This window comes from Pedococcus badiiscoriae (genome assembly GCF_013408925.1).
Taxonomy (GTDB): Bacteria; Actinomycetota; Actinomycetes; order Actinomycetales; family Dermatophilaceae; genus Pedococcus; species Pedococcus badiiscoriae.
In genome coordinates, this window is record NZ_JACCAB010000001.1 from 1,445,536 (window position 1) to 1,470,892 (window position 25,357).

The window sequence follows — 25,357 nt, forward strand, 5'->3', positions numbered from 1 at the left end:
AGCGACAGTTCTTTCGCGATAGATACGAACAGTTCAGATCCCGGGTGGAACCACTCGCGAGCGAAATTGCGAGCAGCGTTCCGGGCTACACGGATCATTCAATCTTGCATTGCGACAGCCTGTGGGACATCACCGACGTTGTTGTGGGGCTCGACCTGCCACTGAATCCCGCCGAGGCATTTGTTCTCGGTGGCGCGTTCCTCGTTCATGACCTTGGCATGGGGTTGGCTGCCCACAATGTCGGCCTGCGGGGCATTCTTGAGCGTGAAGACTGGCTAGACCTTCTCGCGGGCATGTATCCCGATGACTTTCGCGAGTTGCAGAGAGTGGCGTTATCAGATTCCGAGTCCAACCCAAATTGGGACGGACTCACAAACCAGCGGGTCAAGACCGCACTCACCGTATTCTTGCGAGAGCACCATGCCGAACAGGCCGAAAAGATCCTTACCCAGCAATGGAAACTGACGAACAACGACAACTTCTACCTCTTGGAAGACTCCGAACTCCGTCACTGGTATGGAGACTTGATCGGGCGGATCGGCCGCAGCCACTGGCAGTCAGTGGAGGAGTTGGCGTCCCTCTTTCCTCAAGCGCTCGGAGCCCTGCCGCGAATGCCTCCTGCTTGGACTGTGGAGCCCCTCAAGTTGGCCTGTATCCTCAGATGCGCAGACGCAGCACAGATCGATGCGCGCCGGGCGGACCCACTTCATACGCCATTCCGCAATCCTCAAGGTGAGTCGCGAGATCATTGGGTCTTTCAGGAGCGACTGCTGCATCCGCAAATAGCCGAGGGACGGCTCGTCTATACCAGCAGCGTGGACTTCACGGTTGAACAGGCGTCTGCATGGTGGTTGGCATTCGATACCGTGCGAATGGTGGACTCTGAGCTGGGCAAGGTGGATGCTCTGTTCGCGGATCTTAACCGGCCACGCTTCCTGGCTCGCGGGGTAGCAGGCGCGACTTCGTCGAAGCGCTTCGCAAATTATGTTGGCGCGGAAGGGTGGGACCCGATTGACGCCCGTCCTGTCATCTCCGACACGAGATCCGTTATCAAGAGTCTTGGAGGCAGGGCTCTCTATGGGGGGCGTGACGAAGTCGTGTTGCGTGAGCTAGTCGCGAACGCTGTTGACGCTACCCGCCTTCTGGAGGCCGCATATCCCTCGGCCCGAACTAGACCGGTGCGCGTGAGTGTGAATAGAATGGAAGATGCAGACATTCTGACCATTCAGGATTTCGGAATAGGAATGTCTGCACAAGAAGTCGTTTCCTATCTTTGCGACTTTGGTCGCTCCGGATGGGTTAGCCATGCCACTAGAGGCCATTACCCCGGCGCCTTAGCGTCGGGGTTTAGGTCTACTGGTCAATTCGGGATCGGATTTTACAGTTCCTTTATGGTCGCAGACGACGTCACGGTGGTAACCCGGGAAATGACCGGAGGACCTGGTGACACCGTAATTCTCCATTTTGCGGATGGTCTGGATTCTCGACCCATCTTGCGTGAGGCAGCGAGAAGTGAGTGGCTCCTTGAACCTGGTACCCGTGTGACGCTGCGGCTGCGGGAGCGCATGGAGGGACGACATGGGGTCTTCGCGGGCACGGCCCCCGAGCGCACGCAGGAGGTGCTTGTCGAACGGGTGCAGAAGTTAGCTCGTCTAAGTGATCAGCCTATTGAGGTGACCGTTAACGACGCCGAGCCGCGAGCTTGCGAGTTGATTGGTTCACGTTGGCTGGACATGCCGGCTGTTGAGTTCTGTGCGTTGCTGCTGGGTCTCGGACCCGATTCAAGGTCGGCGCCGGGGCTTGACGAGTTGCTAAGTGAACTTGCACGCCGCATGTCGCCGATTCACGACAAGGGCGGAGTGGTTGTGGGTCGTTTGGCGCTCACGATTGGTCTCGAAGAGGCAATGCCACGGAGTCGGGAACGTGGGGCGACCATCTATTGCGGCGGGTTCGAGAGCGGTCAATTGTCAGGTGCCCTTGGGATACTGACGGGGAAGCCGGAGACGGCCGCTCGGGAGTCGTCCACGCTCGAACTGAGTAGGGATGAGGTGTGGCGCTGGTTTCGCGATCAGGTCTCATTGATTGCTGAAGAAAATCTCACTGACTCGGATAGATTCACGCTCCAGCGGGAGGCCCTCTCAATGGGCGAGCGTATGGACGACTGGCCGATCGGATGGACGTCCGCGGGCCCTATCACAGCCGATCAGTTGGTTGCTTGGGCAAAGGCGCGTAGCGAGGTGACCATCCTGGACGAACTCTCGTCCGTATTCGACCTCGCCGAGGGTACGTTTGGATTTTTGGATATTGAGGCCCAAGGATATGTGGAAATACCTGACGATGCGGTCGGAATTCCATGGGGATTTGACTTCTTCTTGGCGCACGAGATAGATGGTCGGCAACAAGATGAGTTGGATGGCCTTGAGGCGATCAACCGTGATGTTGAGCCCGGAATATCTCTCGCGAGCTGGTGGGTACTAGCGAACGACGAGCCGGTGGGTGAGATCTTGCGCCTTCTCTCGAAGACGTGGGACAGAGATCTTGTTTCTCTCATGCAAGATATTGAGTTCCGCCAAAACTATTCAGAAAAAGGCCCGATTTTGCTCCAGGCGCACAATTCGAGGACTGGCAGATTCAACGGACTGATCGTTAGGCGCCGCCCGCACGGGGAGGGTGGATCCGACTAGTCATCCAGGCGCGCGCCGGCCCCCTCCTCCCCAGCGCAGTAGGAGGCGATGACCGCCCTATCTGAGAGCAGGGTCCTGGTACAGAAGCGAGCGCTGCTCTGCTGTTTGCGCTGGGTGCGGTGGGGTGCGCACAGGGCGCGAAGCGCCCGGACCGCGAGGCGCCATCGCGCCCCGCGCTTTCGCGGCGGAGCCGCGCTTGTGTCGACGACGCTTGAAAGCGAGGCCATAGCGTCGCAACGGCCTCATATTCGAGCGACGTCGACAGCTTGAAACCCAGTAAGGAAATTCCTCACGAGACATCCACGTAGGCACGCCGACCTTGGCCGTCACCCACCAACTGGCCAGGCACGCCCAGCTCGCTCGGTGAGCCCAGTGCCCAACCCCAGCCGGCGTGCGTGCCTCATTCGGAGGCCATTTCTGTGGAAAGAGAGAGGCCGGCGCGGCGACGGGTAAGCGGCCTTGCCGGACTCTGGCGCGTAGTAGCCTCACAGGATGTACGACGGGGACGGGGAGTGGGTCTGGACCGAAGAAGAGGAGCTTGCCTCCCAATCCTTCGGTCAGTTGATGGATGCCTGGACGGATGCCGCCAGTCGCGTACGTGCGAATGCCCAGACGATGTCAGACGACGAGTACAAACAGGCCGTGCTCACTTTCGTCAATCAGGTCGAACGAATATTGGGCGCCTTCGCGCAAGAAGGGCGCGGAAGCGCCGCCATTCTGGAACTCGGGCTCCTTGACTTGATCGTAAACATGACGAGCAACCTCGTTCCGCAGTCCATGGACATGAGGGCCTTCCTCCAAAGCAGCTCTGAGGTAGCAGCAATACTCAGCGACTTCTTCGCTCGGTCGCTAAACAACATTGCCTCCAACTCCAATCCCGTGGGCGTGCAGATGCAGCGCCGTTTTCCACAGTTGATCGACGCCCTGAGTACTGGTCGACAGAGCGCCATACTCCTGTCGGAAGAGATGGGTCAGCAGCAATTGGGCCACCTGCTCGAACGAGCAAACGAGGTGGCAGACACCCTTGAGCAGACCGCGGGAGACAAGGCTTCCGAAGCTCTGTGGCACCACTTTGATCAGTATGCAAGCGCCGAAAAGGGGCGAGCGGACGCGCTCCAGTTCATCGGCGTGGTCCTCGTGGCCGCGGGAGTTGTCTCGGCGGCCTTTGTCTTGAAGATGGCGGGTCCGAGCCTGGAATGGTCCGCTGAGCTTGCGCGGGTTTTTCTGACGCTGCCCATCTTCGGCCTATCCGCGTACGTGTTCAGAGAATCCGGTCAACACCGTGTGGCCGCACGGCTCGCACAGGAAACGTCTGTCAGGTTGAAGACCTTCAAGCTGTTTAGCGAGGACCTCCCAACGGAAGCGCGTCACGAATTGCGCGCCGACTTCGGACGGCAGATCTTCTCCCAGTCTCCACTGGTGCTATCCGACGTGGGGAGTTCAGAGTCCGCGGCGATCACAGCAGCTATCGGGACCGTTGCTACCCTGCTTGCTCGAAAGTAGTCGGGTACAAGCGCAGGACAGGTCCCTCATTGCGCTTGTCCTTGCTGGTAGCTACGGGCGTGAAGTCAGTTCCGCGTCCAGCCAGAGTAGAAAATCGCGAAGGACCAGGGCAGACGTATCCAGCCCCGTCCGCGTAACGCCTAAGCGATTAGAGGACGGTGAGATGTTGTAGCCAGCAGCCTTTAGTTGAGCTCTGGTATTGACTAGTTTGGGGCCTCGTAGTTGCCTCGGGGTGAATGAACCAACTCCGTGCACCACGGCGTTTCTGGCCTCAATGATGGCTTGCAGTCGCTGGTCTTGGGAAAAGTTGGAGAATTTCACACCACTCGCCCACTGTTCATACGCCGCTCTCATGCGTGGCCAGCTGGACGTCGAGACTTCTTCTGTCTGCGTGTACATGTGTTCAATCAGTGAAGTTCGCGGGGGAGGAGCGCCGCGCTCAAGTCGCCGGATAAGTTCAGCGCTAGCGAACGACTCCGCTATCGAGACAAGTCTCACGAGGCTCGACTCGCGCCGGACTTGTCCTGCCGCAGCGTCGGTCGGCAGAACGCTCAGCCGTCCCGCAATTCTGCCTCCGCCCGCGAGTGCGACTTCCGCTCGACGATGCTGAGCCAGGCTCGTCATGAGAGACCTAACGTACGTTTCGCACCGAGCGGAGGTGACGGGAGGAAAAGCCGCCGTCATAGCTGCGCTGGCTTTCGGCGAATGATTCGGGACGGCCGCCCCCACGGTTGCTCGGCCGCCCAAGCCGCCTGCCACCTTTCGATCTGTGTGTCAGCCTCAACCGGGAGCTTGCTCACGCCGCGCGCCGCGGCCAGGGCGATGAGAGCGGTCGGTTTGTGTACTAGCGGCAGGCGCTGGTATGCCTCCGCGGCGACGACGGGATCGAGCTTCCGCCGTTGCGCCAGTGCGAGAATCGCTTGGGCAGCGACGGCGGGGTGTTGGCCGTCTACCTGATCGCGAAGCCACTCAATGTGCGCGGTGCCGCCACGGGATCCGGTCACGGTGCCCGCGCAGTGACTGACCCAAAGGGCCTGCCACACGCTTACGATACGGCGGTTGCAAACAAGGTCCAGCGTCTCGCTGATCATCGTGGGCTCATCGGCAGAAAGAGCGGTGAGGTAGTTGCACAACTGTGGCGTCATGTGTGGTTCGCGCACCAAGATGGAGGTGACGTGGGGCATCGCGGCTGGGTCATTGCCCGCGCCAAGGACAAGAAGCGCCTTTTGGATGAGAGCTGACCTAGTGGTTCGGCTCCACGCAATCCCCGCAGTGGTGGCTGCATCCTCGTCGTTCCAGTAATGGACGACCAGAGCGGCAGCCTCTAGTTGCGTCGAGGTTGGCTCAAATTCTTCGTCGCCGCCGGAGGGTGGGGGATCGATCTCGTCGTCATTTACGCCTGGCGACGTCACCCCGAGGGAATCGCTCTCGTCCTCCTCGGCCGTGTCTTCGTAATGAACTTCGGGAAAGAAGAAGTCCTCCAACTCGGTGTCGTTTTGGCCGTCCTTGAGAGCCGCAAAGATGTCACGTTCGGCGGAGTCCGTTTCTTTGAGGCTCGCCTCGTAGGTCTCGCGGTGGGGGGTAGTCGTCTTGGCCTCGTTGAGTACGAGGCCAAGTTCGTGCGCGCTGCGCTCAGCAAGTTCAAGAGCAGCCAGTGCTTCGTTGTACGTCCGGCACGCGACTCTGAAGTCGTCGGCGTAGCGGACCGTGTCGAACTGACCGCGAAGCAGGCTCCGGCGGATCGGCTCGACATACAGGTCGCCAAGCACGTCCGACGGCTGAGTCATTTGTGGGAGCCCAAATTTGCGCCTGCTCACCGCCTGCAAAATGCCCAAGGCACCCGTGATAGCCACGTCATCACCGGTCTGCGCAACGACCTCGTCGGCGAGCCGCTCGTGGTCCACATATTGATAGAACGCCGCAATGTCGGTCTTCAACACAAACTTGCATTCGTCGCGCGTCAGGGGAAACTGCACGAAGTCGTTGTAGGCTTCCCGTCCACGCTCCGGCCGAGGAACCCGATCCGCGATCAGTGCGACGAGTGCGCGATACAGGAGGCGGTCTTGTAGGGCTATGTAGGGGAGCGGCCGCGAGCCTCCGCCAGATTTTCTCGCCATGACTGTGTCCATCAGGGCGGGAGTTAGGTCGCGCCTCGCCAGAGACTTGAGTGAAGCCGTGAGCTCCTTCTTCCTCGGCGTTAGCGCAAGATCGCCGTAGTTGGGGGGCATAAACCTATTGACGGACGCCAGCTCCGCCGCCACGGCGCCTCCGTAATCGATTTCGTCGACGAGGGTATTCGGGAGTCGCATGGTTCCTTCCGTTTCTTCGGGAATGACTTGGTTGCCTCAGGTCTCGCTCTCCGGCCGTGCCTGGGTCGACCGAGCCGCGCCGACGATTAATCGCATTCTGGTCGAATCGCGAAGGGTCCGCCTGGCGGAGTGCGCGACTTCGGTGACTGCCACAGTCAGTGAGGTAGGGGGCAGAGACGCGTGCTCGGAAGGAGTATCCAGACGATGGTCGCCCAAAGCCGAAGGGCCTGAAACACCAACGCGCGGTGCAGGGTTGGGGGCCTCGTGGACAAAGCATCGCTCAAGTTCTTCCCCGGTGCCTTCGTGACGTCACGGGGCAGGCGCTTGGTGGTCGCATCGACCGGGATCACGGAGCCGACCCAACTCGAGGCTGGCCCTTGTCTGGATGAGTCGTGACCCCCGCACGCTCGTATGTTGTCACGATCGGATGGCGCTTGGGCCTGTTTCTACACATTTGGGAGTCGGTCAGAGGCTCAACGAGGGCATCGCATCGCGAAGTCGCTGGAGAAACCAGGACGTACCACTGACGAAAGACGCTCACAGCTAACCCATCGAAGGTCTGTGGCCTCCGTCGTCTCCTGTGCCGAGGGTGTCTCCCGGCTGCATCGGGGAGGTCTGATCGGTGCGCTGCCATGGCCGGATGCCTCACGGTCGGCGATGAAGGCGGCGCATGGCTGGTCGTTCGCGAACGACGGTCCCTCGTCGTCGAACCGGGGTCACCAGACCCTCGGCCTCGAGGAGGGCAACGGCGTTGCGGCCGGTCTTGACGTTGACCCCGAACTCGCTGCCAGGTCGTCCTGCTTGGCGGAGTGACCCGGGGCTGTACTCGCCCGCTTAATCTCGACGCGCAACTGCGCCGCAAGCACTCGATCGCCACGCCGCTCCGAGCAAGGAGTGTTAAGAATTACCCGGACCTAACGTCCCGCCTATCTCAATCTGCATCGCTTAGACGTGCTTCCAAGGCAGCGGCGACAGCCTCGAACTCGGCCAGTGCGGCGGTCAGGTCCTCGACGATCTCCCTGGCGATGACCTCGGGTGCGGGCAGGTTGTCGAGATCCTCGAGTGAGTCGTCCTTGAGCCAAGTGATGTCGAGGTTGGCCTTGTCACGGGCGACGATCTCGTCATATGTGAACGACCTCCAGCGCTCGCTCTCCTGCCGCTCCGACCGAGTCTCTGACGTCTTGTATGCCGCGACGAAGTCCTCTAGGTCGGCCCGGCGCAGCGGATTCTGCTTCAGGGTGAAGTGCATGTTGGTGCGCAGGTCGTAGACCCACAGCCGCTCGGTCCACGCCTTGCTCGGGCGGGCGACCTTCTTGTCGAAGAACAGGACATTGGCCTTGACGCCTTGGGCGTAGAAGATGCCGGTGGGTAGGCGCAGCACTGTGTGCAGCTCGTAGTCGTCGAGCAGCTTTCGGCGGATCGTCTCGCCTGCTCCGCCCTCAAAGAGCACGTTGTCGGGCAGCACGACGGCCGCGCGACCGTTGCTGTCGAGGATCGTCATGATGTGCTGGATGAAGTTGAGCTGCTTGTTGCTCGTCGTAGCGACGAAGTCCTGACGTTCGATTTCACGGTCCTCGCGGACGTCGCGCCCGTCCGCCCCGACCATTGTGACCGACGACTTGCGCCCGAAGGGCGGGTTCGACAGGACCACAGACCAGCGCCGGCCGGGGTCGACAATCAGCGAGTCCCCGACCTCGATGAGCGAGTCCCCGTTGGACGTTCCCATGCCGTGCAGGAGCAGGTTCATCGCTGCCAGGCGTGCGGTGCCGTCGACGAGCTCGTAGCCGCTGACCAGCCCATCGCGGAGGTGGTCGCGCTGCGTGGGAGTCATGGATGCGGCTCCCTGCCCCGCGTGGTCGTGGGCGACGAGCAGGAATCCTCCCGTGCCGCATGCGGGATCGACGACCGTGTCGGCCACGGTCGGTTGGATGACGTCGACGATTGCCTGGATCAGTGCGCGGGGTGTGAAGTACTGACCGGCTCCGGATCCCTTGTCCGATGCGCCCTTCGAGAGGAGCTCCTCGTAGGCGTCACCCTTGATGTCCGTCCCTGCTTGTGACCAGTTCTCCTTGTCGATGAGGTCGACGATCAGACGCCGGAGCTTTGCGGGGTCCTGGATGCGATTCTGGGCCTTGCGGAAGATGGTGCCGATGACGCCCTTCTCGCGAGCCAGACCGACGAGGATCTTGGTGTAGGTCAACTCGAGCTCGTCACCTTGGGCATCGAGCACCCGCTGCCACGAGTACTCGTCAGGGACGATCTGTTCGGCCGCGAGCTTCCGCGTCGCGCGCTCGTGAGCCATCTTGAGGAAGAGCAGGTAGGTCAGCTGCTCCGTGTACTCGATGACGCCAACACCGTCATCGCGTAGGACGTCGCAGTACGACCACAGCTTGTCGACGAGTCGCCGTGCGTCGGTCATTTGATCCTCTTACCCTTGATCTTTCGGTACACGTCGACTGCCTTGCCTGAGCTGCGCCAGACCCCGTCCGAGCCTTGGAATGCGTCCAGCCTTCCTCGCTGAGCCGCCTGCCGAAGGGCCGCAAGACTGAACTCGTCACTCACCAGTGCCGCCAAGGGCACCATGCGAGCAGGACCAGCGACATTCGGCACGATGAAGCGGTTGAGGTTGTCATACATCGCTCGGGCGAGCAGCTCTCCGAGAGGTCCGTTGTCGCCATCGTCAGCCTTCTGGAGTGCGGAGAGGTATGCCGCGCGCTGCTGCTTCAGGATGACGACCGGTGGGTAGCCGAGCCGGACGAGTACGAGGTTCAGGACGAGCCGGCCGCTGCGACCGTTGCCGTCGATGAACGGGTGGATCCGCTCGAACTGGTTGTGGACCCGCGCCAGCATCTCGGGGAGAGGCGAACCGGGTTGTGGGATACGGAGGCTTTCCTCTTGCGTCCTGAGCTGGTCGACCCAGGCGAGAATCTCCGCATCCACGAGGGTCCACGCCGGCGGCGTCATCCCCGCCCCGAACGGGTGGATGTCGTGCTGGCGGAAGTTGCCCGGGCCCTCGCCGTCGTGGGCGTCCTGATGCGGAGCAACTTGCCACACTGGGTTCATCGCGAGGAGATGGATGTTGCGGATCTCGTTGACGGAGAGCAAGGACCCGTCGTGCCAGTCGCCCGGTTCCAACGCCTGTGCGTACACCCACTTGGCGGCGTCGGCGTAACCCTTGACTTCGAGGTACTCCTTGAGCGGCTTGGCCCCCACTGTCTTGCCACGGTCGAGAAGCTCTTCGACCTCGCGCAGGACCAGGGTGTTGCCTTCCAGGGCTGTGGAGTGGTGGGCCTCCAGGTGCCATATGTCGGACCAGATTGCCTCGGACTCCTTCGGCGAAGGCAGGCCACCAAGGCGCTCGCGCAGATCTGCGAGCGCGGAGTCGAGGCGGGCATACACCGTTGCTCGTGATGGTCGACCACGCTGCACGAGTGCTCCCTAAGTTGATATGGGCTTGAGCGAGCTAAAGTATCTTATCGACTCTGTTGATAGAGCATGAACGTGCCCAATTGATCTAATCAACTTGCCTCGTAGCTCAAGTGGATTAACGGCTGGGCGCGCGCCAAGTCCGCCGCGTTGCGCACCCGGATCTCCAGATCGCCAGTCCCGTAGTGCCCGACCTGACGCACGTCTCGCGTGAAGCCCTCGACGAGGTCCACCGTGTCGGGATCGACCTTGACGTAGAGAGCCAGCTCACGACTACGGGACAACACCTCCACACACAGGAAGTTCTTGAGCCGGCGGTACGCCACGTAGTACTTGAGCGTCTTCTGCGTGACGTCGTCACCCAAGGCCGCGGCATAGGCGTCGAGCTCCAGGTAGAGGTCGCGCAGGTCCGGCGGCGACTGCTCTAGGTACTCGGTAACCGTCTTGTATGTCTGCGACCCCCCGGGAGGGGTCATCGAGGGGGCGACGGCATCAGGCGCGCCGGTCGACGACGTCGCGTCGATCCGGCTGGAGTGGACGAGCTCGAGGGCTAGGAGCTCGCCAGAAAAGTCCCGGTAGCGCACGAGGTCAATGCTGCGGTTGATCTGCTGGACGGCGTGCTCGTCGTACTTCGTGAACCCGCTTGCGACGCAGATGAGGCGCGGGTTGCGCCAGTCGATCGCCGCCGCGGCATCGGGCCCAAGGCGATCGTGGACGAGGACCTGGAAGTCGCCACGGTGATCCATCAGCCAGTCGAGGTAGAACAGGCCTTGGTTGATTACGCTCTCGTTGACGGCGCGCTTGTACTCGAAGATCACCGGGGACGAGTTCTCGTCGATCCCGATGGAGTCCATGCGGCCGCCGTGCCTTGGCCCGGTGGAGAACTCCGACTGCAGCAGGCGCACCCCGAACAGCGTCTCCATGTTGTCTTCGATGACTGTCTGGAGCGACTTCTCCAGCGCAACCGACGCACTTGGCAACTCAGTCGCCGTGCCGTGGATCAGGCGAAACAGCTTGAGGTCAGACATCCGCGAGCTCCTCGATGACCTCTTGATCGGCATGCCGACCGGTCAGCCTTCCCGAGAACGCGGCGGCAAGCAGCGCCCGACGGAGCCCCAGACACCTGGTCCGCGCCGATTTCAACTCTGCTGCCACTCGGTCCACTGACGCGAGCTGGCCGTGCAGCTCCTCAACGATTGCGCGCGATAGGTCCCCTGGAGGGACTATGACGGGCATTCTGCGGATCATCGAGAGGCTAATGGAAGCGAGGTTCACGCTCTGCTTGCCGTTGCGCTCGGCCCAGCGCCCCCCGATCGTGTTTGCGGTCCACGAGAGGAAGTACGGGTCCAAGTCGCCACGGACCCGAGCGCGGAAGACGTGGTTCTGATGGATGCAGTCATCGACCTGTCCCGCCCAAACCCATCCCCGAGCAAGCTTGTCCCTGTCGCCGCCCTCGTTCAAGAGGACGTCTCCTGGCTCCAGCCTTAGCGCCTCCGCCTTGGAGGGAGCGACGCGAATCGTGGTCACATTCTCGAGTCTGAGCTCGGCACGCTGAACGTTCGCCACGCGGAGGTAGGGCACCTCAACGAAATCCGGATTGGACTGCTTGTTGGCGTCCTTGGTAACGCCCCCGGCCACGTCCGCAACCTCGCCGAGCCGGCGCCACGCCCAGCCAACCGGCAACGTGGGCAAGTCACCGTCTCGCGTTCCCGCCTCGATGAGGTCAGGTGCGTGACGCTGGCCCGAAACGCCTGAGCCTGTGATGGCATCTCTCACGAGTCGCTCACGGAGGACTGCCATACGGCGCTGTGCATCGACCAACCCAGCGTCCGCCGCGTCGAGGCGGGACAGGTGGTCCTCGAGGATTTCGACGATCCGCCGCTGTTCGTCCAGGCAAGGCAATGGAACTTCGAGGCGCACGTACTCGCTAGCCTTAATGTTCCGGATGTTGGTGGACGCGGTTTGCATCGTCGCCGTTAAGCCCGAGGCGTGGAAGTGGTTCAGGTAGAAGTGTAGGAACCTAGGTTCGACTTGGTCTTGATCCGGCCGAAGCAATTGCATGAAGTTGGCACAGATTGAAGGTTCTTCGAGCCCCATCACCAGCCCGACTCGACCGACTGGCGTCGTTGGCCCACCGCCAGACTTTTCTAGAAGTAGGTCACCCGGACGCAGTTCGCGTGTGAGCAGTTGGCGCTTGGAGATCGACCGAAGGGCGGCTGTTGAGACGTTCAACCTTCCATGGTTCTTCAACTCGGTCACGCGAATGACTCTGACGTCGACCTCACCCGAGCCAGCCTCACCACCCCAAACACCACCAATGGTTGTCTCCAAGAGCGCCGCAAGGGTCGCGCGGTTCCAGCTCATGCTGTGAGCTCCGTGTTGAGCTGCAGCAGGATCGATTCGGCGTGGTCGCCGAGGTCTCGCAGGGCTCCGTCAACGCCACCTCGCTCGGTGAAGGGTGCCTCGTCGAGGTCCTCGGTCGAGATGCCGGCTGACGACGCGATCACTTCCACCATACGGTCCAGCCACCACCTCTCCAAGGGCGAGAACGACGTCCCAGCCTGCTCCTGCTGGGCCAGCCACGCGGCATACCTCTCCTGCACGCGCTCGGCGTAGGGCACCAGCTCCGTGTCGAGCCCGACCGTATAACGAAGCAGGGAAACCAGGTCTGTCAGGGTGTGCCGTTCGCTGCGCCGCACCCTGTCGGTGTCGGTGACCTCGTAGGCGTTCCAGATGACCTCGGGAGTCCAGTTGAGGGGTGGCCTCGAGATGCGGTCCGCGAGGTTCTGGATATCGGCGAAGGTGACGCGTTGTTCACGCGCCTCGGTGAGGAGCTGGACCGCCGTGATCTCGTCGCGGTGCTCGTCGAGATAGGCCCGCCATGACTTGACGACGGACGTGGCCCGGGTGGGGTCGACGACACCACCAGCGTCGAGCAAGGTGTCCCGGTTGACCTCGTCGATGACACGGTCATGTGTGGCGCGCAGCTCGAGGATCCGGCCGCGCAGCGCCGGAGCAGACGCGATCGGTCGCACGGCCCGCTCGAGCAGGGCCGCGACGGCGGCATCCGGGTCGGCCGCCCCCGCCCGCGCACGCGCCTGGATGTCGGGCTCGACCGCGTCCACGAGTCCGCGCACGATGTCCCGCACCGGGACCCCCGCCACCTCGTCGAGCTCCGCACGCTCGGCCGGCGTCAGCTCGAGCTCCAGCTTGGCGAGCCGCGAGGCGAGGGTCGCGGTCTCGTCCTCGGTGAGGGTCAGGGCAGCGGCCTTGTCGAGCAGCTTCTTCAGGGGCATGGACTTGTCGCGGTTGAGGGGAGGGTCGACGAAGTCGTGCTCGGTCACCCCCACCGCGTCGACGATTACGAACCGCGTCTTTGCTTTGGCATCGGGCGTGAGCGCCTGGAAGTCGGCTGGCGCGATGGTCCGTGCGCCGCGGCCCTTCATCTGCTCGAAGTACTGCGCCGACCGGACGTCGCGCATGAAGAACACGCACTCCAGCGGCTTGACGTCTGTGCCCGTGGCGATCATGTCGACGGTGACCGCGATGCGCAGGGTCGGCGACGTGCGGAACGCCTTGAGCTGACCCCTCGGGTCCTTGGCGTGGTACGTAATCTTGGCTGCGAAGTCGTTGCCCTTGCCGAACACCTCACGGACCGTGGTCACGATCTCCTCGGCGTGGGCGTCGTCCTTGGCGAAGATCAGCGTCTTGGGCACCTCGCTGCGCCCCGGGAAGATCTCGGTGAACAGGCGGTCACGGAAGGTCTCGAGGACAAGCCGAATCTGGCTTCTCGACGTGACGGCCCGGTCGAGCTGCTTGTGGGTGTACTCGAAGTCCTCGTCGATCGCCTCGAGTCGCTCGATGCGAGTTCGCCGGTCGACTTTCGGGACGATCGTGCCCGCCTCGATCTCCCCACCCTTCTCGGAGATCTCGGTGCGGATCCGGTAGAGGTCGAAGTCGACATTGACCCTGTCTGCCACCGACTGCGGGTACGTGTACTCCGAGACGAGGTTCTGTCGGAAGAACGCGAAGGTCTGCTTGCCCGGCGTCGCCGTGAGTCCGATGACGTGGGCGTCGAAGTACTCCAGCACCCCACGCCACAGCCCGTAGATCGAGCGATGCGCCTCGTCGACGATTACGAGGTCGAACGTTTCGGGCGGCAACGTTGAGCTGTAGGCGACCGTGACCGGCGCATCCGGCACGTAGTCGTCAAGCCCGGGATCGTCCTCGCCGGTCACCTCCTCGTTCTTGATTGCCTTGAAGACGCGCTGGATCGTAGAGATGACGACCTCACTGGATGAGGCGAGGCCGGCAGAGGTGAGCTTGTCCACGGCATACAACTCGGTGAAGAGGCGCCCGTCGTCTGGTGTGCGGTAGGTGCCGAACTCACCGATCGTCTGGTCGGCCAGGTTGTTCCTGTCGACCAGGAAGAGGATCCGCCTGAAGCCGCCGTACTTCATCAGTCGGTATGCCGTGGTGACAGCGGTGTACGTCTTGCCGGCTCCCGTGGCCATCTGGACCAGGGAGCGGTCGAAGCGCTGCTCGACCAAGGAGCGCTCGATGCCCTCTATCGAGGTGATCTGCGCCGGACGCAGGGGAGTCACGTCGAGCTCAGGGAGGTGACGGACCTTGGCCCGCCAGGTGGGGCTTTCGGGCTCGGCCTCGGCGTCGCGCAGGATTCGAGCCAGGCTCGACGGCTTGGGGAAGTTGAAGATGCGGCGGGCGCGGGCATCGGGGTCATATCCGTTGGTGAAGTGAGTCTCCGTGCCGCTCGCCTCGAACACGAACGGCAGGCGGCCGTCCACCGTCAGGGCGCTGAGCCGGACCTCCGCCGGCAAGCCCTCGGCATACATCGCCGACTGCCACTCGACACCGCTGAGGGTCGTGCCCGCAGACTTGGCCTCGATGACGCCCACGACCCGCTTCTCCACGTAAAGCAGGTAGTCGGCCCGCCCATGGCCAGGCTTCATGACGACCTCGCGGCAGGCGACGCCGTCCTCGTAGAGGTTGAGGTCTCTCTTGTCCTGGACGGACCATCCGGCATCAGCGAGCTGGCGGTCGATAAGCACGCGCGCACGCTGCTCTGCGGCCAGCCGGTCTGTGTCGTTCCCAGGCATCATCAGACGTCACAGTAGGCCGAACGCCGTCTACCTTGCGCAGCTTTGCGCCGATTCACGAGCCCTGCTGACCGTCCTTGGGCTGACGGAATGCTCGCTCCGTGATCCCACTGGAGAGCTTCCCCGTCACCGAGCGGGCCCTGTCTCGGGTCTCTAGGCCGAGGCGCTTGCCGGCGTCGACGCCCTCCGCCCCTCGGACCAGCACTGTGTCTCTAACCTCTGTGGCCGCGTCCGCCCACCGCTTGGCGGCCAAGGACTGGCGGCCCGACTCGATCCCCAGCCGCTCGTGGAAGTCGACTACGCCCACGGCAACCCGGTTCGTCGAGTGCACCACGGTCTTGGCAGCAGCCGGGTGCAGCAGGACCTTTGCGTTGGCCGTACCTGCGGCAGCGTCCATGCGGGCCATCAACCGCTCTGTGCTCCGCGAGATCAGGTCGCGCCGGTTCTGGCGCGCGATCCGCAGTCCGACGCGGTGCCGGCCCAGCTCATCAGGCGAGCCGTCCAACACACGATCGAGCTCGAGCACGGCGATCGCGTCCTGCAGCTGGAAACACCGGGCCAGCACGGTGAGCCAATCCTGAACCGTGGACTCCGCCTCTCTGGCGGCCTTGGCGAGGTCTCCCATCGCCTTCTTGCCCTCCAGCTTCTCGGCGAGTGCATCGAGCTGCCGCAACGCGTACGCCTGAGTCCGCGCGAGCGTTGCCGACGTCGCCTGGACCTTGGACCAGGTCACGTCCGACACGTGGCCGACCTGCTCCCGGATGGTCATGGCCTCCTCGATCACGAAATCGACCCCAAGCATGTCCGCCACCACGGCATCCTTCTGAGCTCGGAGCACGTCTTCGACCTTCTCGTCGATCGCGGCGAGGTAGTCGGTGATCTCGTCCATGGACTGCTGCATCGCAAGCTGGGCCATGATCCCGGCAGCACCGGCCAGCAGCGCAGGGTTGGCCAGGTGGGTTCCCGGACCTTTGGCGAATTCGACGAATCCCTTGACCTGACCGCGGTCGCCCTTGATCACCCCCGTCCTGAGACCGCCGCCGCTCTCCCGGAGTCCGTGCTTCTGGACCAGGTCGGCGGACTTCTCGGTCAGCTTCACCCATCGGCCTGAGCTCGCGGCGATCTCCGAGCCAGCCCGCGCAGTGGCAGCCCCCACGCCCAAGGCGCTTCCCAGCCGTGGAAGCCCGAGGTCCGTCGACGACGACAGGCCCTCAGAGACGAGAAAGCGCTCGACGTCTTTGGGGTTTCCGATGACAGCCAGTCCCTCGCCGTCACTGATCAGCTCGATGTCGGTGTCCATCGTCGGCTCCTCATTTGGCCTCTCGACAGGAGAGGAAGGTTTGGGGGCCGGTGCGACCACCAAGCAAAGGCGGAGAGCTCAGAAGGATGAGACACCTACCCCACCACACCTGAATCCCCCAACGCGCGCCACGTTACCTCTGGGCCGCACCCGACTTCAGGGCGTTCGGCCAGCTTGCGCGCTCGGCCTCCTGCTGAGACCCGAAGGCTAGGTGCAGAACCGCCGAATGCCTGAGGGGCGTTTTGCTGAGCCGCCTGTCGTCGCAGTCGCGTCATGGGTAGCGCGCCCTCGGGTCAGAGCTCGATCGTTGGGGCGTCCCTGCTTGGGGGCCGAGTCCGAGTCAGGTCACGCGCGGCCGCACCCTGTGCACGACGCCATACGTCCGTGGCTGCGACATCTGCGCTGCTGGTGGCGATGGCCTTCTGCAGGACCTCGACTGGCTCGACCGCGGCGGCCTCCGGATGCGCCGTCGCCGATGTCCGCACGCACGCTGCGTCAATGTAAAGCCGGTTCAAGTCCCGGCCTCGAGAAGCCATCACGTAGAGCGGTTCGCGGGTGATTTCGTCGGTGACGAAAGCATGGGCGGCATCGACCGTGCGTCCTTGGGCGCGGTGGGCCGTGGAGGCGTAGCCGAGCTCGACGTGTTCGGTCACGTAGTCGGCCGGCAGGAAGGACGTGGTCTCGCTTCCGGGACGTGTCACCTCGAGCGACCCGTCGTCGCGGACTTGGTTGACGATCCAGTCGTCACCATTCTTGACCCACCCGCGGCTGGTAGCCAGGGTACGTCGGTTGAGCCTGGTGACGATGGAGTCGCCGATGCCTGCGGTGGTGCCGTCGGCAAGGTGTACCCCGTCTGCCATGACGTGGCCGGTGCGGACGAGGTAGCCGCGCGCGCGTTGGTTGAGGTCGGTGACTGTCTGGGTGTCGACGGCGAGCATGAGCGATGTTCGCCCGGCTTGGATGTCTGTGAGCCAGGCGTCGAAAAGAAGGTCGAGCATGTCCTCCCGCGCCCCATACTCGATGCGCCCGTTGGCGACGTAGGTGTGGCCGATGTCGGCGTTGCCGAGGCGGAGCTGAAGTGAGGCGTCGCGTTCCCAGTCGTGGCTGAAGCGGTGCACCTCGTGCAGGGTCGGGGTGTCGGTGCCGCGGTCGTCGGCGAGGAGCTTGAACGCGCCCCCGGCTTGGACGGGTGACAGCTGGGCCCAGTCGCCGACGAGCAGCACCTTCGCCCCGGCTTGGCGTGCTTGTGTGGTGATGTGGTCGAGGTCTTTGGTGGCGGCCATCGAGGCTTCGTCGAGGATGACCAGCTGGCCCTTGTCCAGGGACCAGCGCTGGTGCTCAACCAGCGCGGCCTTGGCGCGCAGCTGCAGCTGACGGGTGGCCACGCAGGGGTAGGCGTAGGCCAGTTTCGCGGCATACCCCTCCAACGCCTCCCGCCGTTCGGGTGTGCGCTGGTTCTCAGCGATCCACTTCGCGGTGTTCTCCGTCGGGACCCCGACCGCATCAGCGAGCACCTCCGCGGCCGCGGCCGACGGTGCAAGCCCGACCACAGACCCACGTCCGTGCTCGGCCTCCCACGCCGCCCGCACGGTGGCCATGGTTGTGGACTTCCCGCTCCCGGCCGGCCCCACCAGCACATCCAGCACCCGGCCCGAGGTGATGATGGCCGCGACCGCGGACGCCTGTTCCGCGGATAGCACATGCTCCCGGCCAGGGGCGACCATCCGGCCCAGCTGTGCGGCCACCTCTCGTCCGACGACAGGCCCGTCCACAGCCCGCCCGGCCTCGAGAAGGCGGGTTTCGGCGTCGAGGATCTCTGCGGTGGCGTAGACCTCGCTGTTACGAGCCCGCAAACGCGAGGTGCCGTCCGGGCGACGCAGATGCTCGGGTAGCAGGTCAGGCTCAACCGGCGTGAGCATCACCGATCTCTTCGTCGCGAGCGTTGCCACGTGCTCCGTCACCGCAATCCGGTCGGTGGGGGTCGCGAACCGAACACCGGCCAGCTGCCGGCTGGTCTCGGCGAGCAGGTTGACCCGGGTGAACGTGGCCCGCTTGTCCGCCACCGTGTCCACGACGACGCCGGCAAGGTCGCGCAGCATCCCATCTTCAAGGTCGCCTGCGGTCAGGAGTCGCTGGGTGTGCCGACCGCCCAAGGCGGCCACCCAACCCTCCTGGCGGCCGGCGTCGCGGATCGAGTCCGCTCGATCACGCCACCCGCTGATGAGGTCGTTGAGTGGTTTGACGTCCTTGTCAGGGCGGGTGGCGAGGGTCGCTTGTTGGCGCAGCTTGATCACCTCTGGACCGGACGGCGCCCGCCCGCGCGCGGCCACGAACTCGTTGACGAGCTGGTCCTTGGCGGTCTCGATCGCGGTCGACCGTTGCGAGAACTCGTCCCGCAGTTCGGCAGTGACCCCGTCGACCTCCCACTTCGGCACCTGCGACCGACGCCGCGCTTCGGGCACCCACGCCCACCCGAGGTCACGGGTCAGCTCGTCCGCGAGCAGCCCGTTGTACAGCTCCGACATCCCGACCGACGCGGCAAACAGGGTCTTGGAGTCCAACGTCTTCCACGCCCCGTCGACAACGGACTGTGCCCGGTTGAGCACCACAACATGGGTGTGCAGCTGAGGGTCCCCGGCCCGCGAGTCCCAGTGGTCGAACGCGGTCGCGACGATGCCGCGAACGTCCTCGGACACGGCGCCGGCATGGCCGCTGCGCGTGGCGAATACCTGCGCTTCCCCGTACGCGATCACCTGCTCCAGTGCGCGCCGGTGCGCGGCGTGGATCCGCCCACGGGTCGGCTCGTCCGCCAGCGCCCACGCCACCGACACGGACTTGGGGGCGGAGAACGTCAGGTCGAACCCGGCCACGCTCGCCGGGGCCTTGCGCACCCGACCGAGGTGGTCGACGAACACCGTCCCTCGGCCGCGCGGCAAGCGTCCGAGCGCCTGTCCGGTGACTGGGTCCCGGAGCATGCCGAGCATTCGCCACAGCGCCTCTTCCGAGACCGGGGATCCCCCGACCACGCTCCGTCCATCGTTCAAGCCGGCGAGACCAGCACCCAGGAACGTGCCTGGCGGCGTCCCCTTCGCGGCGTAGTAGTCCGTCAGTCCCCGTGCCGGACCGGCCTCGTCCATGCGGGCCACCGAGGACATCAGGTACCGGTATCCGGCACCCAAGGTCATCCGGCGGATGGACATGGTCATGACAGGACAACGGGCTACCGGGGGCACCACGTGGTCCGCACGGCCCACCGTTGGTGCCAGACGTGTGAAACGAGATTGGCCGTGGACGAAGTGGGGGTGCGGCGCTGGGGTCGTGTCGTGGAGGGGGCGGGGCGAGCTGAGCGGGCCGGCGATGGGGGAGGTCAGCTAGGGAGTGGAGCAGTCGAGGTGGCCAAGAGGGATGCGACCAGTGAATCGGGGTTGGGGTCGCGATGTGCGGATCGTCGTGCACGTCCGGCCCCAGACCTGTGTCAGCAGAGACGTCGGTGTTCGCCTTATCCACAGTCGCCAGCAAGGACCTTGACCGAGGGGCTGTCCGATGGCGAACTCAGATGGTGCCCCCTACGAGCCGTTGTCTAGCTAGTGGCGAAACCAAGCGTTCGATGACGGTGGACGCGGTCACCACGGACGAAAGGAGAAGTTCATGTCTGATGTGGTGCTGACGAGGCGCTGGCACACGGTCGCGGAGGTCGCCGAGATGCTGGGGTACGGCGAGACAAAGGTCCGCATGGCGATCTTGTCCGGCGACCTCAAGTCGGTGAAGGACGGCAAGCTCCGCCGGATCCTGCCCGAGTGGGTGGACGAGTACGTCGCGCTCAAGGTCGCGGAGTCAGAGGCCGACCGCTGATGGCCAGGCGGCACAACGGCGAGGGGACGATCTACCCCTACCGCAATGGCTACGCCGCGCAGGTGTGGGTGACGACGCCGCAGGGACGGCGCGAGCGCAAGACCGTGTACGGCAAGACGCGCGAGGTGGTCCACGACAAGTGGGTCCAGCTGCAGGAGCAGGCGCGCCGCGGGCCGGTGACGACCAAGGTCCCGCGGCTCGAGGAGTTCGCCCTGGGCTGGCTACGGGACGTCGTCTCGCCCAACCTGGCACCGACCACGGCCGCCAACTACGAGCTGTTCACCCGCCTGTACATCGCCCCAGACCTGGGGATGAAGCGTCTCGACCGGCTGAGCGTCCGCGACGTGCGGCTCTGGCTCAACGAGCTCAAGCAACGGTGCCAGTGCTGCGCGCAGGGCAAGGATGCGGCGCGCGAGAGCCCGCGGTGCTGCGCGGTCGGCCGGTGCTGTCACCAGGTCGCCTCGGAGTGGACTGTCCACCAGGCCTGGACGGTTCTCCGCAGCATGCTCAGCGAGGCCATGCGGGAGGAGCTGGTGTCGAGGAACGTTGCCGGGCTGGTCCGCGTGCCGGTGCCACGAGCCGGGAAGCGCGTGATGTGGACCGTCGAGGAGGCGAGGCAGTTCCTCGAGTCCGCACGCACCGACGACGACCCGATGTACGCCGGCTACGTCCTGCTGCTCATCCTCGGACTGCGTCGCGGCGAGCTCCTCGGACTGGCCTGGGAGGACCTCGACCTCGACGCCGGCGAGGCACGCATCGCTTGGCAGGTCCAGCGGGTCAAGGGCGAGCTGGTCCGGCGACAGACGAAGACACCATCATCCGACGCGCCCCTTCCGCTGCCGGACCTCTGCGTCCGCGCCCTCGAGGACCGCCGTCGGATGGAGGCGCGGCTGCGGCTGGCCTCGGGCGAGGCTTGGGCGGGCACCGGCCTCGTCGTCACCACGCGCTTCGGCGATGCCCTGGATCCTCGGAACTTCCACCGCGCCTTCAAGACGCGGGCCAGCAAGGCCGGCGTTCCCGTCATCCCTGTCCACGCCACCCGCCGCACCTGCGCGAGCCTGCTGGTCGCGCTCGATGTGCACCCACGAGTGGCGATGGCGATCCTTCGGCACAGCAAGATCGCGGTGACGATGGACATCTACTCCCAGGTGTCAGCCGCGTCGACCCGAGAGGCGCTCAAGCGTCTGGGGGAGGCCTTCGGATGAGCCAAACTGCAGTACTTATTTGCAGTACGAGGCTGAAATCAACGGCATCGGGGACATTGCTCGGGATCTGCAAGCCTCTGAACTGCGGAAATGTGGGTGGAGCCAAGGGGACTCGAACCCCTAACCCCCTGCTTGCAAAGCAGGTGCGCTACCAATTGCGCCATGGCCCCCGTCGATGCCCCGGACGGGCCGGGGCATCAGGATGCTGCTACTGGGGGGAGTCCGTGGCCTCGGCCCAGAGGTCCTTCTCGGCCTGCTGGGCCTTGAGCTTCCGCTGGATTGCCGTGGCACCGATGGCCGTCACGATGAGGAGCAGGAGCTTCTTCATGGGCCGTCGCCTTCCCTCGCTGAGCAACCGCGGGGATCGGGATTGGTGGGCCTAACAGGACTTGAACCTGTGGCCTCTTCCTTATCAGGGAAGCGCTCTAACCGTCTGAGCTATAGGCCCGTGAGCCCAATCTCCGCTGCGCCACGGGAGGTGGCGCGAGGCACGAGGTTACATCACCGGCATACGCACGACCAAAACGGTTCCCGTGCACCCGCCTCGACGGCCAGAGGCCATGCAAAACGGCAGTTGCGTCGTCCCCCGCCCAGCAATAGATGGGCGGGGGACGACGCAACTGCCGTGTCGCGAGCGAGGTGCGGAGCGAGGCCGGATCAGTCGTCGGTCAGCGTGAGCTGGAGCCCGCCGACGAGGGCCGAGCAGATGTTGTAGAGGAACGCCCCGAGGGTCGACAGGGCGGTCATCAGGATGACGTCGATGACCCCGATCACGATCGACAGGGACAGCACCCGGCCGAAACCGACGAAGTCCATGATGTTGAACGGGTTCTGCGCGTCGCTGATGATCGTCCCGACCAGGCGGTTGACCTCGCTGAAGACCCCCATGCCGGACAGGATCATCCACAGGACCGCCACCATGACCACGCCGGCGATGCCGAGGGCGACCGAGATGAGGAACGACATCTTCATCGCCGACCAGGGGTCGACCCGCGAGACGGTCAGCTTGACGCGACGAGCTCGCGCGGCGGCCGCCGCGTTCTGGGCGCCCGGGGGACGACCCGGTGCACCGGCCGGTCGCGAGCCGGCCGGGGTCGACCCCGCCTGGCCCGTGCTCACAGTGGGGGCGGAACCTCCCTGGGGGAGGGCCGACCTGCTGGTCTGGCCTGCCGTGCTCACTCGCTACCTCCACTGGCGTCGCTCTCAGGTGCGTCGGGCGCCTGCTCGGCACCGCTGACAACCTGCTCGTCTCCTGACGACGGTACGGCATCAACCGCCGCAGGCGCGCCTTCAGTGCCCGCGTCGGCGCCGTCAGCTGCACCGCCCGCGTCGACAGCACCGCCCTCGAGAACCTCCACCGGCTCGGCGGCATCGGCCCCGTCGCCTTCCTCCACCGCGCGCTCGGGGTTGCGGGCGACCGCCACGACCGAGTCCCCGGCGCCGGGGTTGGCGAACTTCATGCCCTGGGTGTTGCGGCCGCGCCGGGTCACCGGGGCGACCGGCATACGCACGATGTTGCCCTTGGCCATGATGACCAGGACCTCGTCGTCCTCGCTCACCGTGAGGGCACCGACGAGGTCGCCGTTGCGCTCCGTGATCTTGGCGACGGCGACACCGAGGCCACCACGACCCTTGGCGTTCCAGTCCGAGGCGGGGGAGCGCTTGGCCATGCCGTTCTCGAAGACCACGAACACGTCGGGGTCCTCGCCCTCGTGGATGACGCTCAGCGACAGCAGCGAGTCGTCGCCACGGAACCGCATGCCCGTGACGCCACTGGTCGCGCGACCCATCGGCCGCAGCTGCTCGTCCGTCGCGTGGAAGCGGACCGACTGCGCCTTGCGCGAGACCAGCAGGAGGTCGTCGGTCGGGGATGCGAGGTCCGCGGCCACGAGCTCGTCGCCCTCCTTGAGGTTGACCGCGATGAGCCCACCGCTGCGGGGGGAGTCGTAGTCGCCGAGCCGCGTCTTCTTGACCAGGCCCTTCTTGGTGGCGAGCACCAGGTAGGGCTGCTGGGCGTAGTCGCGCACGTCGAGGACCTGGGCGATCTTCTCGTCGGGCTGGAACGCGAGCAGGTTGGCGACGTGCTGGCCCTTCGCATCGCGTCCCGAGTCGGGCAGCTCGTACGCCTTGACCCGGTAGACCCGGCCGAGGTTGGTGAAGAAGAGCAACCAGTGGTGCGACGTCGTGGTGAAGAAGTGGTCCACCATGTCGTCGCCCCGCAGCGCGGCGCCGCGCACGCCCTTGCCGCCCCGGCCCTGCGACCGGTATGCGTCGACCCGGGTGCGCTTGGCGTAGCCACCCCGGGTGATCGTGACGACCACGTCCTCCTCGGGGATGAGGTCCTCCATCGACATGTCGCCGTCGAAGAACTCGATCCGGGTGCGGCGCTCGTCGCCGAACTTGTCGACGATGTCGCCCAGCTCGGTCGACACGATGGTCCGCTGCCGTTCCGGCTTGGCCAGGATGTCCTCGAAGTCCAGGATCATCGCCTCGAGCTCGTTGTGCTCGTCGATGATCTTCTGGCGCTCGAGGGCCGCGAGGCGACGCAGCTGCATCTCGAGGATGGCGCGGGCCTGCAGCTCGTCGATGCCCAGCAGCTCGATGAGCCCGTCGCGGGCCGCCTCGACGGTGGGCGAGCGCCGGATGAGGGCGATGACCTCGTCGAGGGCGTCGAGGGCCTTGAGCAGACCACGCAGCACGTGGATCTGGGCCTCGGCCTTGCGCAGCCGGAAGGTCGTGCGCCGCTGGATGACCTCGATCTGGTGGTCGACCCAGTGCCGGATGAAGGCGTCGATCGGCAGGGTGCGCGGCACCCCGTCGACCAGGGCGAGCATGTTGGCGCCGAAGTTGTTCTGCAGCTGGGTGTGCTTGTAGAGGTTGTTGAGCACGACCTTGGCGACTGCGTCGCGCTTGAGCACGATGACGAGCCGCTGCCCGGTGCGCCCCGACGTCTCGTCACGGATGTCGGCGATGCCGGAGAGGCGGCCGTCCTTGATGAGCTCGGCGATCTTCAGCGCGAGGGTGTCGGGGTTGACCTGGTAGGGCAGCTCGGTGACCACGAGGCACTGCCGGCCCTGGATCTCCTCGACCTCGACGACCGCGCGCATGATGATCGAGCCGCGGCCGGTGCGGTAGGCGTCCTCGATGCCCTTGCGACCCAGGATGAGCGCCCCGGTCGGGAAGTCGGGTCCCGTGATCTGCGCGGACACGGCCTCGAACGTCTCGTCCCGGCTGGCGTCGGGGTGCGCGAGCAGCCACTGGGCGGCGTCGGCGACCTCCCGCAGGTTGTGCGGCGGGATGTTGGTGGCCATGCCGACCGCGATGCCGGAGCTGCCGTTGACGAGCAGGTTGGGGAACCGGCTGGGCAGGACGACAGGCTCCTGGGTCTTGCCGTCGTAGTTGTCGCGGAAGTCGACCGTGTCCTGGTCGATGTCGCGCACCATCTCCATGGCCAGCGGGGCCATCCGGCACTCGGTGTACCGCGGCGCAGCGGCCGGGTCGTCGCCCGGGCTGCCGAAGTTGCCCTGGCCGTCGACCAGCGGGTAGCGCAGCGACCAGTCCTGCACGAGCCGGACGAGCGCGTCGTAGATCGAGGAGTCACCGTGCGGGTGGTACTGACCCATCACCTCACCGACGACGCGGCTGCACTTGTTGTAGCCGCGGTCGGGGCGGTAGCCACCGTCGAACATCGCGTAGACGACCCGGCGGTGCACCGGCTTGAGGCCGTCGCGCACGTCGGGCAGCGCACGGCTCACGATCACCGTCATCGCGTAGTCGATGTAGCTGCGCTGCATCTCGGTGTTGAGGTCGACAGCTTCGGTGCGGTCGTACTCGATCGGCGGTATCTCAGTCATGAATTCCCTTGTCCCTCAATGCAGTTCAACGATCTCGGGGTATGCCGCCCGCGTGCGTTCCACGTGAAACGTGCGCCGGCGGCATACGGCACGGCGGTCAGCTGTCG

15 protein-coding genes and 2 tRNA genes are annotated in these 25,357 nt (G+C 64.7%); 4 read left to right on the forward strand and 13 right to left on the reverse strand.

Annotated elements, in window-relative coordinates:
• Positions 1-44 precede the first annotated feature (44 nt).
• Both BJ986_RS06965 and BJ986_RS06970 read left to right on the forward strand, forming a co-directional pair.
• Positions 45-2,684, forward strand: a complete 2,640-nt coding sequence (locus tag BJ986_RS06965) for an HD domain-containing protein (RefSeq protein ID WP_179421324.1) — start codon at positions 45-47, stop codon at positions 2,682-2,684.
• Between the two features lie 492 nt (positions 2,685-3,176).
• On the forward strand, positions 3,177-4,187 hold the full coding sequence (locus BJ986_RS06970) for a hypothetical protein (RefSeq protein WP_179421325.1): 1,011 nt from the start codon (positions 3,177-3,179) through the stop codon (positions 4,185-4,187).
• Between the two features lie 680 nt (positions 4,188-4,867).
• Here the strand turns inward: BJ986_RS06970 and BJ986_RS06975 are convergent.
• The 8 genes from BJ986_RS06975 to mobF form a co-directional block, all read right to left on the reverse strand.
• Positions 4,868-6,496, reverse strand: coding sequence for a reverse transcriptase domain-containing protein (locus BJ986_RS06975; protein WP_179421326.1), 1,629 nt, complete (start codon positions 6,494-6,496; stop codon positions 4,868-4,870).
• A gap of 931 nt (positions 6,497-7,427) precedes the next feature.
• Positions 7,428-8,915 (reverse strand): type I restriction-modification system subunit M, encoded by a 1,488-nt coding sequence (locus tag BJ986_RS06985; RefSeq protein WP_179421327.1) that lies wholly within the window; start codon positions 8,913-8,915, stop codon positions 7,428-7,430.
• A complete protein-coding gene (locus BJ986_RS06990) occupies positions 8,912-9,895 on the reverse strand; it encodes a Fic family protein (protein ID WP_337794953.1) in 984 nt (327 codons plus the stop codon). The genes BJ986_RS06985 and BJ986_RS06990 overlap by 4 nt, the downstream gene beginning before the upstream one ends.
• A gap of 119 nt (positions 9,896-10,014) precedes the next feature.
• The gene (locus tag BJ986_RS06995) at positions 10,015-10,950 is read right to left on the reverse strand and encodes a DUF5655 domain-containing protein (RefSeq protein ID WP_179421329.1); all 936 of its coding nucleotides are present in this window, start codon (positions 10,948-10,950) and stop codon (positions 10,015-10,017) included.
• A complete protein-coding gene (locus BJ986_RS07000; protein ID WP_179421330.1) occupies positions 10,943-12,286 on the reverse strand; it encodes a restriction endonuclease subunit S in 1,344 nt (447 codons plus the stop codon). Before BJ986_RS07000 ends, BJ986_RS06995 begins: the two co-directional genes overlap by 8 nt.
• Positions 12,283-14,991, reverse strand: coding sequence for a type I restriction endonuclease subunit R (locus tag BJ986_RS07005; protein WP_337794958.1), 2,709 nt, complete (start codon positions 14,989-14,991; stop codon positions 12,283-12,285). The genes BJ986_RS07000 and BJ986_RS07005 overlap by 4 nt, the downstream gene beginning before the upstream one ends.
• Positions 14,992-15,094: 103 nt before the next feature.
• Positions 15,095-16,339, reverse strand: a complete 1,245-nt coding sequence (locus tag BJ986_RS07010) for a hypothetical protein (protein ID WP_179421332.1) — start codon at positions 16,337-16,339, stop codon at positions 15,095-15,097.
• A gap of 293 nt (positions 16,340-16,632) precedes the next feature.
• The gene (mobF, locus tag BJ986_RS07015) at positions 16,633-19,545 is read right to left on the reverse strand and encodes a MobF family relaxase (protein WP_202881198.1); all 2,913 of its coding nucleotides are present in this window, start codon (positions 19,543-19,545) and stop codon (positions 16,633-16,635) included.
• 442 nt (positions 19,546-19,987) lie between these two features.
• On the opposite strand from mobF, the gene BJ986_RS07020 reads away from it, so the two are divergent.
• The gene (locus BJ986_RS07020; RefSeq protein WP_179421333.1) at positions 19,988-20,191 is read left to right on the forward strand and encodes a helix-turn-helix domain-containing protein; all 204 of its coding nucleotides are present in this window, start codon (positions 19,988-19,990) and stop codon (positions 20,189-20,191) included.
• On the forward strand, positions 20,191-21,396 hold the full coding sequence (locus BJ986_RS07025) for a tyrosine-type recombinase/integrase (protein WP_179421334.1): 1,206 nt from the start codon (positions 20,191-20,193) through the stop codon (positions 21,394-21,396). The genes BJ986_RS07020 and BJ986_RS07025 overlap by 1 nt, the downstream gene beginning before the upstream one ends.
• Positions 21,397-21,493: 97 nt before the next feature.
• On the opposite strand, the gene BJ986_RS07030 is transcribed toward BJ986_RS07025, so the two are convergent.
• From BJ986_RS07030 to gyrA, 5 genes are all read right to left on the reverse strand, one after another.
• Positions 21,494-21,566, reverse strand: a tRNA-Ala gene (locus BJ986_RS07030).
• 38 nt (positions 21,567-21,604) lie between these two features.
• A complete protein-coding gene (locus tag BJ986_RS16290) occupies positions 21,605-21,724 on the reverse strand; it encodes a DLW-39 family protein (protein ID WP_238338062.1) in 120 nt (39 codons plus the stop codon).
• Between the two features lie 43 nt (positions 21,725-21,767).
• Positions 21,768-21,844, reverse strand: a tRNA-Ile gene (locus BJ986_RS07035).
• Between the two features lie 209 nt (positions 21,845-22,053).
• Positions 22,054-22,515, reverse strand: a complete 462-nt coding sequence (locus BJ986_RS07040; protein WP_179421335.1) for a DUF3566 domain-containing protein — start codon at positions 22,513-22,515, stop codon at positions 22,054-22,056.
• A gap of 56 nt (positions 22,516-22,571) precedes the next feature.
• Positions 22,572-25,250 carry a DNA gyrase subunit A gene (gyrA, locus tag BJ986_RS07045; RefSeq protein WP_179421336.1) on the reverse strand — a complete coding sequence of 893 codons (2,679 nt, stop codon included), beginning with the start codon at positions 25,248-25,250 and terminating at the stop codon, positions 22,572-22,574.
• Positions 25,251-25,357: the final 107 nt, after the last annotated feature.